Source organism: Myroides guanonis (genome assembly GCF_900114085.1).
Classification (GTDB): domain Bacteria; phylum Bacteroidota; class Bacteroidia; order Flavobacteriales; family Flavobacteriaceae; genus Flavobacterium; species Flavobacterium guanonis.
The window spans coordinates 88,848-103,664 of sequence record NZ_FORU01000014.1 but is presented as its reverse complement, the minus strand read 5'-3'; the positions used below and the strand labels follow the sequence as shown (position 1 = coordinate 103,664).

The 14,817-nt window shown below is 31.8% G+C and carries 12 protein-coding genes; 7 read left to right on the top strand and 5 right to left on the bottom strand.

Going from position 1 to position 14,817, the window contains the following annotated elements; genetic code table 11:
• Window positions 1-428: 428 nt before the first annotated feature.
• Both BM024_RS11485 and BM024_RS11480 read left to right on the top strand, forming a co-directional pair.
• The gene (locus BM024_RS11485) at window positions 429-1,001 is read left to right on the top strand and encodes an OmpH/Skp family outer membrane protein (RefSeq protein WP_090680408.1); all 573 of its coding nucleotides are present in this window, start codon (window positions 429-431) and stop codon (window positions 999-1,001) included.
• 87 nt (window positions 1,002-1,088) lie between these two features.
• Entirely contained in the window at window positions 1,089-3,356 is a 2,268-nt protein-coding gene (locus BM024_RS11480; RefSeq protein WP_090680405.1) for a helix-turn-helix domain-containing protein, read from the top strand.
• Between the two features lie 38 nt (window positions 3,357-3,394).
• On the opposite strand, the gene BM024_RS11475 is transcribed toward BM024_RS11480, so the two are convergent.
• Window positions 3,395-4,543 (bottom strand): DNA polymerase III subunit, encoded by a 1,149-nt coding sequence (locus BM024_RS11475; protein ID WP_090680401.1) that lies wholly within the window; start codon window positions 4,541-4,543, stop codon window positions 3,395-3,397.
• Window positions 4,544-4,627: 84 nt separating this feature from the next.
• Complete coding sequence (locus BM024_RS11470; RefSeq protein WP_090680398.1) at window positions 4,628-5,773, bottom strand: FAD-dependent monooxygenase; 1,146 nt, start codon at window positions 5,771-5,773, stop codon at window positions 4,628-4,630.
• A gap of 431 nt (window positions 5,774-6,204) precedes the next feature.
• On the opposite strand from BM024_RS11470, the gene BM024_RS11465 reads away from it, so the two are divergent.
• The 5 genes from BM024_RS11465 (at window position 6,205) to BM024_RS11445 (ending at window position 11,288) form a co-directional block, all read left to right on the top strand.
• A complete protein-coding gene (locus BM024_RS11465; RefSeq protein ID WP_090680392.1) occupies window positions 6,205-6,867 on the top strand; it encodes a hypothetical protein in 663 nt (220 codons plus the stop codon).
• A gap of 250 nt (window positions 6,868-7,117) precedes the next feature.
• Window positions 7,118-8,308 carry a phosphoglycerate kinase gene (locus tag BM024_RS11460; protein WP_090680389.1) on the top strand — a complete coding sequence of 397 codons (1,191 nt, stop codon included), beginning with the start codon at window positions 7,118-7,120 and terminating at the stop codon, window positions 8,306-8,308.
• Window positions 8,309-8,354: 46 nt separating this feature from the next.
• Window positions 8,355-9,845: a lytic transglycosylase domain-containing protein gene (locus BM024_RS11455; protein ID WP_090680385.1), complete on the top strand. Its 1,491-nt coding sequence runs from the start codon at window positions 8,355-8,357 to the stop codon at window positions 9,843-9,845.
• 35 nt (window positions 9,846-9,880) lie between these two features.
• Window positions 9,881-10,843 carry a DUF4837 family protein gene (locus tag BM024_RS11450; RefSeq protein ID WP_177190207.1) on the top strand — a complete coding sequence of 321 codons (963 nt, stop codon included), beginning with the start codon at window positions 9,881-9,883 and terminating at the stop codon, window positions 10,841-10,843.
• Window positions 10,836-11,288 (top strand): GNAT family N-acetyltransferase, encoded by a 453-nt coding sequence (locus BM024_RS11445; protein ID WP_090680378.1) that lies wholly within the window; start codon window positions 10,836-10,838, stop codon window positions 11,286-11,288. Before BM024_RS11450 ends, BM024_RS11445 begins: the two co-directional genes overlap by 8 nt.
• Before the next feature lies 1 nt (window position 11,289).
• Here the strand turns inward: BM024_RS11445 and BM024_RS11440 are convergent, their stop codons facing one another.
• From BM024_RS11440 to rnpA, 3 genes are all read right to left on the bottom strand, one after another.
• Entirely contained in the window at window positions 11,290-12,111 is an 822-nt protein-coding gene (locus BM024_RS11440) for an OmpA family protein (protein WP_090680375.1), read from the bottom strand.
• Window positions 12,112-12,116: 5 nt separating this feature from the next.
• Complete coding sequence (locus BM024_RS11435) at window positions 12,117-14,093, bottom strand: KUP/HAK/KT family potassium transporter (protein WP_090680371.1); 1,977 nt, start codon at window positions 14,091-14,093, stop codon at window positions 12,117-12,119.
• Between the two features lie 204 nt (window positions 14,094-14,297).
• Window positions 14,298-14,693 carry a ribonuclease P protein component gene (gene rnpA / locus BM024_RS11430; protein ID WP_090680368.1) on the bottom strand — a complete coding sequence of 132 codons (396 nt, stop codon included), beginning with the start codon at window positions 14,691-14,693 and terminating at the stop codon, window positions 14,298-14,300.
• Window positions 14,694-14,817 lie beyond the last annotated feature (124 nt).

Here is a 14,817-nt window from a genome sequence, read left to right as displayed (position 1 = left end):
ACAGATTTACAGATTTACAGATTTACAGATTTACAGATTTACAGATTTACAGATTTACAGATTTACAGATTTACAGATTTACAGATTTACAGATTGCCAAATCACCAGAAATACAAAAAACATTCAATTTTGAGGTAAAAAAATTAAAATAAAGGCTTTCTTCGAATGTTCAAAGACTTAAATAGTACTTTGTATTAATATTTTTTAAAAGTCCTTTAAAACGCTTTATAATAAGTCGTTTTTAATAGGTAAAAATGATATTTAGTATTAGAACTATTAGTTTTATTTATGGACTGAAAAATTGGACATAACATACGAATCAAGATTAAAAAAAAAGGAAAATTGCAGAAATCAACCAAATTGAAAAATGTTATCATTCATTCAAAGTTTTTATTACATTTACCAAAAATTAAAATTAAAAACAGAAAATGAAAAAAGGCTTATTAGTTTTAGGATGTGCTGCATTATTAGCTTCATGTAATAACGGTTCAACTACAGTAGGACAAAAATCTGCTTATGTTGATACTCAAAAATTAATGCAAGAGTATGAAGCTACTAAAGATGTTGAATCTAAATACAAGATCAAATCTGATGAATTGGGTAAAGAGCTAGAAGCTGATATTGCAAGTTTTCAAAAAGAAGCTTCAAGTTTTCAAGCTAATGCTCAAGCAAAAGGAATGGCGTGGGCTCAACAAAAAGGTGCTGAATTACAAAAACGTGAGCAAGAATTATCAATGAAGCAACAATCTATTATGCAAACTTTGCAAATGGAAAGCGGAAAAGAAATGGATTCTATCGTTAAAACTGTAAAAGCAACTATTACTGATTACGGTAAAAAGAATGGTTATGATTATATTTATGGAACAGAAGATGCTTCTACTGTTTTATATGCAAAGGAAGAATATAACATTACTGACCTAATCGTAAAAGAATTGAATTCTAAATACAAAGGTACTACTGCTATAAAAGCAGCAGACTCTAAAGTAGAGAACGCCGAGTAAATTTATATTTTAAATTGTTTGAAGAACCTCCTTTATGGGGGTTTTTTTATTATTGAATTAAGGATACTATAGAATTTCATCTACACTATGAAAAGTTTTTCAGAACAAGCACAATACGTATTACAGTTTATTAATCAAACTAATAAAAGTCTTTTTTTAACGGGGAAAGCTGGAACCGGTAAAACAACCTTATTGAGGGAGATTGTAGAAACTACACATAAGAATACTATAGTAGTTGCTCCAACTGGAATTGCGGCATTGAATGCTGGAGGGGTTACTATACACTCTTTTTTCCAATTACCTTTTGCTGCTTTTATTCCAGATTCTAACAGTGAGCCTATGTTTGCTGATGATGTAAAGTTTGAAACTAGAAAAACATTGAGAAGACATACTTTAATGAACAACACAAAAAAAGCGTTGTTTAAAAATTTAGAGTTATTGATTGTTGATGAAGTTAGTATGCTTAGAGCAGATGTTTTAGACGCAATGGATTTTGTATTAAAATCTGTTCGCAGAAATCAAATGCCTTTTGGGGGTGTTCAAGTTCTTTTTATTGGAGATCTTTTGCAATTACCTCCAGTAGTTCGAAATGCCGAATGGAATGTGCTTAGAAATTATTACGCAGGGAATTTCTTTTTTCATTCTCATGTTATTCAACAAAGTCCTTTATTGTATATTGAGCTAGATAAAATTTATCGTCAAAAGGATGACCGTTTCATAGAAGTTTTAAATAATCTTAGAAACAATCGAGTAAGCGAGAATGATGTGGCTGTTTTAAACGAGTTCGTGAATCCTAATTTCGATGTAAAAACAAATCCTGGTTATATCACTTTAACTACACATAATGCTAAAGCAGATGAAATGAATGCTACTGCTTTAGAATCATTAAAAACAAAAGAGTTTACATTTTTCCCTGATATAGTTGGTGATTTTTCAGAAAAGATATTTCCTATAGAGGCTAAGATGACCTTGAAAGTAGGTGCTCAAATTATCTTCATTAAAAATGACCTTTCTTTTGAGAAGAATTTTTTCAATGGAAAAATGGGAGTAGTAAAAGGTTTATCGTTCAATGAAATACTTGTTCATTTCCCAGAGGAAAATAAAACTATTGAAGTTGACCGCTACGAATGGCAGAATATTAAATACACTGTAGATCCGAACACGAAAGAAATAAAAGAAGAGATTTTAGGTACCTATACCCATTTTCCAATAAAGCTTGCATGGGCTATAACTGTACATAAGAGTCAAGGACTAACTTTTGACCGTGCTGTATTGGATGTATCACGCGTTTTTCTTCCTGGACAAGCATATGTTGCTCTTTCGCGTTTACGTTCGTTAGAAGGGCTTATTTTGCTTTCTCCGATACGTATGAATGGATTGGAGAATGACTATGATGTAATGCAGTATGCAAATCATAAGGCATCTAAAGAAAAATTAGAAAACGAATTGCATTTAGAAACAAAACGCTTTGTGAGAGATTATCTAATGCAAACTTATTCATGGTTTGAATTATCTACTTTATGGAGATCGCATTTGCAGACCTATATTTCCGAAGCAGAACGAAGTAAAAAGAATCAATTCAAAAAATGGGCAGAGAAGCAGTCTAATAATATGGATGCTTTATTAATTCACTCTGAAAAATTTGTGCAACAAATTAGAAGTTTGTTCCACGAAGAACCTTATAATTTTCAATTTGTAAAGGAGAGAATTACAAAGGCATACGAATACTTTTTTCCAAAAATGGACGCAATGGTGTTTGAAATTTTATATACCATTACTCAAGTAAAGCGAATGAAAGGAATGAAAGCATTCTTTGAAGAGCTTAATGAATTGGAAAATGCTTTTATCAAAGCAGTACTGCAAATGAAAAAATCTCAATTGTTACTTCAGATATTGGAGGAGGAAAGAACTATTTGTAAGGAAACATTGACATCTTTAAGCATTGGAGAATATCGTATCAATCATTTGGTATCTATATCTCAAATAATAAAAGCAACAAAAAATACGCTTATTGAAGAGGAAGAGGATGTAAGTTATTATGAAGATGAAAAACCAAAGAAAAAGGAAAGCAAGAAACCAACAGCCGATATAACTTTAGACTATTGGAGAGAAGATATGAGTATTGTACAAATTGCTGAAATACGAAAATTGACGACCCAAACCATATATTCTCATTTTTCAAAATTAGTTAAGGAAGATAAAGTAGCAATTACGGAGTTATTGAGTGAGGGTAAAATCAAAGAGTTAAAAACTCTTTTTAAAGGAAAAGAAAGTACCCCATTGGGGGATATTAAAGCTGAAACGGGAAACCGTTTTAGTTGGGAAGAACTTCGTTTGTATAAAAGTAGTTTCTAAAACCTGCAAGGTTTCTGAAACCTTGCAGGTTTTAGAGATTATTTTTTATGTATCAAACGAGTCAGTTTAATAGATAAATCGGTGAAAATCATTTTTGCATTTCCATTTCTTTCAATATGATAACTAGCATTTGAAAGTTCTTCAAAGATTTCAGCGATATTAGAACCATTGACAAAAGGAGCAAAGTTCTCCAATTTGAATTTATCAACCGTAGTTTGGTAATATACCAAATCTGGTGTTTGATAGTTGATTAACAAAGCTTGCCTAAACATTTCTATGCAGAACTCTAAGAATTGTTTCTGAGCTTCTCTACCTAGTCCTGCTAGTTCTTCACTCCATTCTACTAATTCTTGGATTACAGCCGCGTTTCCTTTCGCACGGAAGGCAGCACGAACCCATTGAACAAACCATTTTTCAAAAGGTAATCCGTTGTCTTTGTTTCTTAATAACTGTAATGCTTTGTTATAATTACCTTGTGATTGTCTTGAAATTAATGCAGCCTCATGTTTACTGCAATTTTCATTCAATACTAAAGCATCTTCTATTTCGCGTTGAGTTAACGGATTGAATTTTAATATTTGGCAACGAGAAAGAATGGTTTGAAGCATTCCTTTTTCATTTTCTGCGATCAATATAAAAACGGTATGAGCAGGTGGTTCTTCTAATAGTTTTAATAGTTTATTAGAAGCTTCAACATTCATTTTATCAGCCATCCAAATCAACATAATCTTATAACCTCCCTCAAAAGATTTAAGGGCTAGTTTCTTAAGTACACTTTGGGCCTCATCTACACCAATCTGACCTTGTTTGTTTTGAATGTCAATATGGTTATACCAATCAAACAAATTACCATATGGCTGCGTTTGTAAAAACGAACGCCATAAATCTGCAAATTGATCACTTGTTGCATTTTTTTTAACCGCTTCCGTAGTAGAAACAGGATATACAAAGTGTAAATCTGGATGTATTAAAGATTTAAATTTTAGATTACAAGACTCATTACCTCCCGTATTTTCATTACCAATATTTTTACACAAGAGATATTGTGCATAGGCAATAGCCATAGGCAAAGTTCCTGAACCATCGGGTCCAATAAACAATTGTGCGTGGGGTACACGGTTTGAAGAAGCACTTTGAATTAAGTGGTTTTTCAAATGGTTTTGACCAATAATATCTGAAAACTGCATAGACTACAAAGATAGTTTAATTATAGAAAATAGCTTGAATTACCAATAAAGATTTGAGTTTAAACCTATGGTGTAATCTTGTTTTTAAGGATTAAAAATATCAGTTTCAAGAAGAATTTTCATTTGTCTTTTCACGAATGCTTTAGGCATATTTCTAAAAAGGATATTGCGTATTGAAATTAATATTGGATTTTCTAACTGAGCTACTATTCCCATTTTTCGAGAAGTATTGATGATAAATCGAGTGCGCTTCAAACGTTTTTTTTCAAAATTTTGAAAGGCATTTTCAACATCAGTAGTTTGCTTCAACTCGTTGATTAAAACTGCAACATCTTCAAGGGCCATACAAGCACCTTGTCCCATATTTGGAGTAGTTGCATGTGCTGCATCTCCCATTAAAAGTATTCTTTCGAAGTAAAATTGATGAATGGGTTTTATATCAACAATGTCATTTTGTAATAAATCTTTATCAAGCGTGTCTGATAATATCTTGGGAATGGGGTGGTAATAGTTTTGAAAATTTTTACATAGGTCTTTTACGGTATAGTTTCTAACTTCATGCTTATGAGTGTTAATACAAGCATACCAATAAATCAAATTATTAGGTAGGGCTACATATCCAAAGCGACCTTCTTTACCCCAAGTTTCAGAACTATCTGTTAATTTTAAACCAGGATTTTTTATAATAGCTCTCCAGCAAGTATATCCAGCGTATCTAGGTTTGGAGTTAGGCAATAATTGCTGTCTAACCGTTGAACCAACACCATCGGTAGCAATTAAATAGTCTGCGGTATCAGAGGTGCCATCTTCAAATTCAACAAAAACTTCTTCTTTGCTTTGTGTGAAATTGACTAGTTTTTTATTGGGAATAACTTCGCTTTTTTCAAGTTGTTCATAGAGATACTGATGTAAATCTTTACGGTGAACAGCAAAGTTTTGATTATCTTCTTCGGAAACCAAAGTGGCATCAGCAATTGCAACTGTTCTTCCTCTGGAATCTCTAATATGAGAGGCAGTAACTTTTGTTCCAATGGATGATATTCCTTGGTCTAAACCTAGAAATTGCAATGCTTTTAATGCATTGGAAGCTAATCCCAAGCCAGCACCAATTCCTTTAATTGTTGTACTCGATTCATAAACAACAATTTTATAGCCTAATTTTTTTAAACTAATGGCAGCTGTTAGCCCAGCTATACCAGCACCAATTATGATTATTTGTTGTTGTGACATTACTTTCGTTTTAGAAGTAAATGAGTTGATTTATTGATATAAAAAGTTGTTTAAAAGTAGTATTTTTATGTCAATTTGTAAGAAGGAATTTTGAAAATAATCTTTCAAAAACCAAATTGGAAAGAGGTTTTCTGTTGGTCGGGTTCGCAAAATCACCCTTTTTCTCAAAGAAACCAATAGATGATACGAACATGTTCCAAAGAAGAGCAAGTGTGAATTATATAAAATATTTATTTTCAGTTTTTTAAAAAACCGAAATAGGTCAAAAGTGGTCATTTTAACCACTTTGAATTTTAGTGTAGTTAATTTGTTTTAAATTTGAAAAAATCTAAGTAGTTGAAATATAAAAGACTATCGAGGATATAAGGATAGTGTTTTGATTTAAATTAATGGACAAGTAAATTTTTAATAGATATTATATAAAATAAAAGATGAAATACTCAGGCTACCTTTTAATTCTGTTTATGTTGTGTACTGCTCAAGTATCTTGGAGTAGTTCTCAATTGTTTTGCCATACTGAACAAGTAACTCCTAAACCATTGGTTGTTGTTAATGGTTATTTTGTTCGATTTATTGAATTATCCAAGATTAAAGAAGATATGATCGAGTCTCGTGTTGAATTAAATTCAGAGGAAGCGATTAAAATTTTTGGGGAAACTGCAAAAGATGGGGCTGTAATCATTGTATTAAAGAAAAAGATAGTTAATAATTATGGAAATAAAGTTGATGAAGCTGTATTGCAAAAATTGGAAGAATTAACGGAGCAAAAGGAATCATTTTCTAAAGAAATAGAAGTAGAGGAAAAAGTACTTTTGGAAGGCTCGGTTAAACCGGAGATTACCCAAAAACCAATCGTTAATAAAGATTCTATTTTAAATGATATTCAAGCATTGCCGGAATTTAGTAATCAATTGCAGATTGAGTTTGAAAAATCAATTAGGAGCTCAAAAATTAGTACTGTAAAAATCAATGGAAAGCAAGTAACCAAAGAGGTCGCACTTAAACTTAATGTTTTTGACGTTGAAAGCGCCATTTCAACTTATAAAGAAAGCAGTAACGATGGAGTTTTAGAGATTTTTACGATTAAGAAATAATCAAATCCTTTTAGTATGAGCGTAATTGCATCATATAATCTGTATGTTTTTAAAATTTAAATGCTTTATTCTTTTTAAAATAAAGCATTTTTTTATGCACTTTTTTCTCTGTTTTATCAGTGAATTTTAAACGGTAAATACTTAGTTATAAGTATACTTTAACTTTTAGGTGCTAAAAATCAGAGTATAGGATTATAAAAAACTTTATATTTGTGAAATTTCAAAATTTCAAAACAATTAATCATAACGAATGAAAACTATAAACGATTTTAATTTTAATGACCAAATAGCACTTATTAGAGTAGATTTTAATGTGCCTCTTAATGCTCAATTTCAAGTGACAGATTCAAATAGAATTGAAGCTGCTAAACCTACAATTTTAAAGGTAGTTGAAGAAGGAGGTATTGCTGTTTTAATGTCGCATTTAGGAAGACCAAAAGGAGTTTCTAATGCAGATTTTTCTTTAAAACATATCGTTTCAAAAGTTGAAGAGGTACTTGGATTTCCTGTTACATTCGTCGATGATTGCGTAGGAGCAGAGGTAAAGAGTGTTTTGAATAATGCAAAACCAGGAAGTATAATATTGTTGGAAAACTTGCGTTTTTATCCTGAAGAAGAAAAAGGTGATGTCGCTTTTGCTGAAGAATTAGCTTCACTTGGGGATATCTATGTGAATGACGCATTTGGAACAGCTCATAGAGCGCATGCTTCAACGACTATTATAGCTCAGTTTTTTCCAGAATCAAAATGTTTCGGATACTTACTTGCTAAGGAAATCGAAAGTATAGATAAAGTTTTAAATAGTACAGAGAAACCGGTAACAGCAGTATTAGGAGGTTCAAAAGTTTCTTCAAAAATCACAATTATTGAAAATATCTTAGATAAGATTGATCATATGATTATTGGAGGAGGAATGACTTTTACTTTTATTAAAGCAATGGGAGGTAATATAGGTAATTCTATATGTGAAGATGATAAAATGGAATTAGCCCTTGAAATTATGGAGAAGGCTAAACAGAAAAATGTTACTATTCACTTGCCAATTGATGTGGTAATTGCAGATTCATTTTCAAATGATGCAGCAACACAGATTGTAAATGTGAATGAAATACCTGATGGATGGCAAGCGTTGGATGTTGGACCTAAAACGTTAGAAAGCCTAAAACCTGTGATTCAAGAGTCTAGAATCATATTATGGAACGGTCCTTTGGGAGTATTCGAAATGGATAAATTCGCCAATGGTACTATCACTTTGGGTAATTATATTGCGGAAGCAACTTCAAATGGTACTTTTTCTCTTGTAGGAGGAGGAGATTCTGTTGCGGCAGTTAAGCAATTTGATTTAGATTCAAAGATGAGTTATGTTTCTACCGGTGGTGGAGCAATGTTAGAAATGTTAGAAGGTAAAACACTGCCTGGAATTGAAGCAATAGAAAATTAATTAAGTAGGTAACGGGCTAGTTACCGCTTAGAAATACAATAGCATAATGAATAAAAGAGTAGCCATTTGGATGTTTGGAATTTTAACTGCGGGTGCTTGGGCACAAGCTCCTTCTGAAAATTTCTCTCATCCGGAAACAACACCAATTAGTTATTTAGATTCTATAAAAAATAGTTTTGTGAATCATTCAACGAGTAAATGCATAGATTCTCGTTGGATACAAGAGTTAACAAATCAAGAACTGTTTGAAGAAATGGAGGCAGATGTTAACAACGTTTACAGAGACGAGTCTGTTGATTATGAATTATCTACAAAACTTTTAAAAGAACGTTTAAGCAAGTTAGACGAAAAATCTCCTTTCAAAATTGAGTATAACGAATCTCTAGAACGCGTTATTAAATCGTTTCTAAAGAATAGGAAAAATTCGTTTGAAAGACTAATGGGTTTATCTGATTACTATTTTCCAATTTTCGAAGAACATTTGGCAAAATATGACGTTCCTCTAGAAATTAAATATCTTGCAATAGTTGAATCTGCTTTGAATCCGAATGCTAAATCGAGAGTAGGGGCAACTGGTCTATGGCAATTTATGTATCCTACGGGTAAGCAATATAATCTTGAAGTGAATTCTTTTGTTGATGAACGTTCAGATCCTATTAAATCATCGGAAGCAGCAGCTAAATATCTTTCGGATTTATACAAAATTTTTGGGGATTGGGATTTGGTTCTAGCATCTTATAACGCTGGACCTGGTAATGTGTCAAAAGCTATTAGACGTTCAGGAGGATATTCTAATTATTGGAATATTAGAAAAAATCTTCCACGTGAAACACAGGGATATTTACCAGCTTTTTTTGCTACAATGTACATGTTTGAATATGCAAAAGAGCATGGAATTAAAGGACATCAAGCTCCTGTAGTATTACATGAAACAGATACTATAAATGTAAAAAAAGCAATATCTTTTGAACAGGTTTCAAAACTGTTAGATATTTCAGAAGAAGAAATCGTATTCTTAAATCCTACGTATAAGCTTAAGCAAGTTCCTTATATTTCTGACAAAGAAATGTTTTTAAGGTTACCTGTTGACAAAATTGGTTTGTTTGCTTCAAACGAAAACGCGATTTATGCTTATGTTGATTATGAAGAATCTAAGGTTGAAAAACCTAACTATGAAGCAACATCAGTAGCTGCTCTTACGACAACAGCTAATACTTCATCTCAATATCATACCATTCGCAGAGGTGAAAGCCTTGGAGTTATTGCATCTAAGTATGGAATGTCTTTAACACAATTAAAGCAGATGAATAATATGAGAACTAATACAATTCATGCTGGTAAGAAATTGAAAGTTCGTAGTTCAGGGATTGCATCTAATTCAAATTCGAACTCAACTTATACGGTACAAAAAGGAGATTCCATGTATTCAATTAGTAAGAAATATCCAGGTTTAACGATTAGTAAGCTTCAAAAATTGAACAACTTATCAGAAAGCGATTTGTTGCGACCAGGTATGAAACTTAAAATTAACGGATAATCCATTCTATATTTTTGAAAAAGTATTTTTTCCTTGTGAGTTTTATTTTGTTATTGTTTTCTTGTAAGGAGAAGACACAAGAAGGCGCATCTAAACTAAAAGACTCACAAGGAGAATTTAATCATCTTACACTCGTTTTAAAAGATTCGCTTTGGAACACAGAAACGGGTGACAGTATTAGAAAGTATCTCGCTGCTTCTTTAGATGGAATCATCCCTTCTGAACCACTGTTTATAATTGAACAATTTTCTCCCAGAATATTTGTTGATAAGAATAAATTAGCTCGAAATCTAATTATTATGGATGAAGAATCAGATTGCTTATTTACATTAGAACGCAGTAAATATGCAACTCCTCAAAATGTTTTTACCATCCAAGCTCCTTCTGCTGAAGAAATGATTGACGAATTTAAAATTAATGTAGACTCTATTATCTCTACTTTTTTGAATTTTGAAATCAATGAAATGCAACATAAAATAAAAAGAGGATCTAAATTAGATGATACTGTTTTACAGGATGTATTTGGGGTAAAAATGGTGATTCCAGATACGTACAAATACGTTTTACAAGAAGATAATTTTATTTGGATTAAAAAGGATATAGCATCTGGAAATAGTAATTTATTGCTTTATGAAGTAAGTATTGATAGAATTGAAAATTCAAAATCAATAATTGAAAACATCGTTGAGGTTAAGGATTCCATAGCTGCTTTGTATGTTCATGGTACTGAACCAAATTCCTTTATGAAAACAGATGAAGGTTTTGCACCTTTCAATAAGAAATTAGTTTTAGACAATCTACAAGCGTTTGAATTAAAAGGAACTTGGGACATGCGTAAAAGCTTTATGAGTGGTTCATATTTGTGTTATGTTATAAGAGATGATTATTTCAATAGATATCTTTTCATTGAAGGTTTTACCTATAACCCTTCATTGACTAAGCGAGAATTGCTATTTGAACTAGAAGCGATTATTAAAACAGTAAATTTTCATGAATAACATAAGAATTGAAATAAAGCCTTTTAAAGAGCTTTTATTAGAAGAGCTATACGAAGTATTAGCTTTGAGAAATAAAGTTTTTATAGTGGAGCAAAACTGCGTTTATGAGGACATTGATTCTTCGGATGATAAAGCAGACCATCTTATGTTTTGGGATGGAGCAAAACTGGTTGCTTATGCAAGGTTGTTTAATTACGGTGTTAAATACGATAATGCGGCTTGTATAGGTCGTGTAATAGTAGAAAAAGAATACAGAAAATTCGGTTTTGGAAATCAGTTGATAAAACAAGCATTGCGTTACATCAATGAAAACTATGCTACGCATAGTATTGAAATAGGTGCGCAAGAACATTTAAGCGAGTTCTATAAAAGTCATGGTTTTAGAGTGACATCTGAAAGTTACCTTGAGGATGGTATTCCACATATTCAAATGCGTATTGATTAATTTATTCCGTTATTAAAAACTCAACTCTTCGGTCTAAATCTGGGGTAAGATTTAAAGGATATATATTTCCACACCCAAAAAACTTCATTCTTTTTTTATCTACTTTTTGAGTAAGAAGATATTCATATACTTGTTTAGCTCTATTGTGTGATAGTTCTCTTTTGTGAGTGTCTTTATCAAAAGCTTCTGTATAGCGTTTAGGAGTACAACAAATATGACCGTGAATTTCAAAACTCAAATGGGGTTGTTTACGCAATTCTTTAGCTATTTGACGTAGTTCTTTTTTTGATTTTCCTTTTAAACGACTTCTACCTTGTTCAAATTGAATGTTTTGAAGTATTACTCGATCTCCTTCTCGAAGAGTATCATTTAGTTGAGTATATACTCCGGGTTGTTCTTCATAGGGTATTTCAAGGAAATTAAGAATTACATCAACTCTACGGTTTTTTTGTCGAAGTTTAGTAAGGTCTTTGGCGTAGTCTTGATCAATCATTACTCGACCTTTCCCTTCAATAGTTACAATAACTTTATTTCTAATTCCTTTATTTATTATTTCTTTTTTGATTGCCTCTGCACGTCTTTCGGATAATGCGTAGTTATATTGATCCTTTCCTCTGTCATCACAATAACCAAATATTTCAATGGTTTCTATTCTTGTTGTGTCAATATCTTGGATGAATTCCAAAAGGTTTGGAAGCTCGGTTTGTCGAATTCTATCCTTATCAAAATCAAAGTACACAGAATGTACAGTCTTTTCTTGACCAAAAACAGTAGTGCAAGAAAAAAGAATCAAACCTGTTAGAGCTAAACAAAACGCGTTCATAGAGACTATTTATACCTTCGAGTCAGAGGAACATCTTCTATTGGTTTTATAATCATTGGAAAGTATTCTATTTTAACAGAGCTACTATCTAACCCAAAAGCTTTCTCCTCAGACAAACTTATTTTCTTAATCCATTCGTAGATATCTAAAATAATAGTATCTACTACGGGTAAATCATTGTCGTAAGATACTAATTTTTCGATAAGTACATATTTGAAATCACCTAAAATATTGTTTTTGTAAAGAGATTCATATCTACTCGTTACATCTATCTCTCCCGACTCAACCATGTCTGTAACTACTTTTTTAAGTAATACGTTTATTTTTGGTGCTATACGGAAGCCTAAATAAAAGTCAACTCTAATTAAGTTGTCACTACCAATTTTTCTGACTTTATATTCCATTTTATAAGGTTCGTCACTTACGTTGACATGCAAGAACCAGTAATTATCTGCTCTTTTTGGTCTTTTTTGAAGAATAGAATACATGATTTTGGATTCTATTTCGTCTTGACTCGTAGCGTTTGTTAAATAGATTAGATTCGTTGCATATTTTGGAATCGTATGGTCTTTACTGATGTCAACTAACACGGTTTTGTATTCCTCAATTTTAACAAAAGCAGTGTAGTTCTTACGTATTTTTTTACCAAGAAAGTTTATGACCATAGTAAATGCTAATAGACCTGCTATAAGTATGGAAACATAACCACCGTGGAAGAATTTTTGAATATTTGCTATGAAAAATGTTAACTCAATTGTTCCATAAACCATTACTATAAATACAATAAGAAATGGGTTGTATCGCTTTAGAATCATGTAATAAGTCAAAAGTATAGTAGTCATTAACATACACATAGTGATTGCCAAACCATATGCAGCTTCCATATTTCCAGATTCTCTAAAATGTAGAACTACGAATACACATCCAATACACAACATCCAGTTAATGGAAGGTATGTAAAGTTGTCCTTTTATGTTTGTTGGAAATTTCACTCGAACTTTTGGCCATAAGTTTAGTCGTATTGCCTCGTTAATTAAAGTGAAAGATCCACTTATTAATGCTTGTGAAGCAATTATGGCTGCAACTGTTGCAATCGTAATTCCTATAGGTAGAAACCATTCAGGCATGATGAGGTAAAAAGGATTACCAGGAGCATCGGGATTTGCTGTTAGAAAAGACAGTGTTTTTCCGCTATTGTTTATCAAATAAGCTCCTTGACCAAAATAGTTTATTACTAACATCAACTTTACAAAAATCCAACTAAGTCTTATGTTTTTAATACCACAATGTCCTAAATCACTGTATAGTGCTTCTGCTCCAGTAGTACATAAAAACACAAACCCTAAAACAAAATAACCTTCTGAATGAATAGATAGTAAGTGGATTGCATAATATGGGTTTAAGGCTTTTAATACATGAAAATCTCCTAATAGTTGATACATACCTAATGTACCCAACATCAAGAACCAGATAAGCATTAATGGACCAAAGAATTTACCAATAAATTTTGTTCCAAATTGCTGTATGGTAAAAATTCCAAATATGATTCCAATGACAATAGGCACCGTTTTCAAATCGGGATTGTAGATTTGCAACCCTTCAATAGCTGATGATATTGAGATAGGAGGGGTGATGATTCCGTCTGCTAGTAAGGCACTACCACCAATGATAGCTGGAACAATTAACCATTTTTTTCGAAATCGTTTTACTAAAGTATATAATGAAAATATACCACCCTCTCCATTATTGTCTGCTTTTAGTGTTAGTAAAACGTATTTTATAGTGGTTTGAAGTGTAAGTGTCCAAAAAACACACGAAATAGCCCCTAAAACAATTTCTTCTTTTATGACTTCCTTTCCCATTATGGCTTTCATAACATAAAGAGGGGATGTACCTATATCACCAAATATAATTCCGAGTGTAACTAATAGAGTTCCTAAGGATACTTTGTTTACCGTGTTTGAATGGGCTTCTGTGTTCAATAGTGAGCGAGTTTTATGAATACTATTTTACTAATTCCTCGTAATGGCTCGTCTTCTTTTTAACCTTTTTGAGATTGAAAATAGAGGCGGGTGATTATGAATTTTAAAACTAAAGTAATAAAATCAAGTATTAAATTTTAAATAGTTCCCTGATTGTTTTTATAATTAAATAATTGCAAGTAAAAGATGAAAAAATAACATCAACTACTCGGGTGCATTTTTTTTAATAAATTCATTAAATTTCTCAAAGAGTCTAATGGTCTTGGTTTCAATCTCTGCATAAGTAAGCCTTTCTTTGGTTTGATAAAAAAACATAATTGCATAGGGCTGATCAAGGTCACTTAATAATAAGTGTTTATTTAATCGATAGGCTTCTCTAAGAAGACGTTTGTAATAATTTCTATCAACAGCACGTTTAAAATTGCGTTTAGAAACAGAAACTCCTACCTGTAAAGGAAGGTTGTTTGTGTTTGCGATAGGTATAAATACCAATCGCAACGGATATTTACCAACGGACTTTCCGCTTGAAAACATCTCATCTATTGTGATTCTACTTTTTAAGCGCTCTGCCTTAGGGTATTTAAACGGGTGATTTTGCATTGGACAAAGGTAAAAAAAGCTTTCTATTATAATTTAAAAAAAAACGAGCTATCGTTTGAAGATAACTCGCTTTCATTTTTACCAATAGTAGATAATTAATTCTGTTTATTTTTTGGTTAGATTG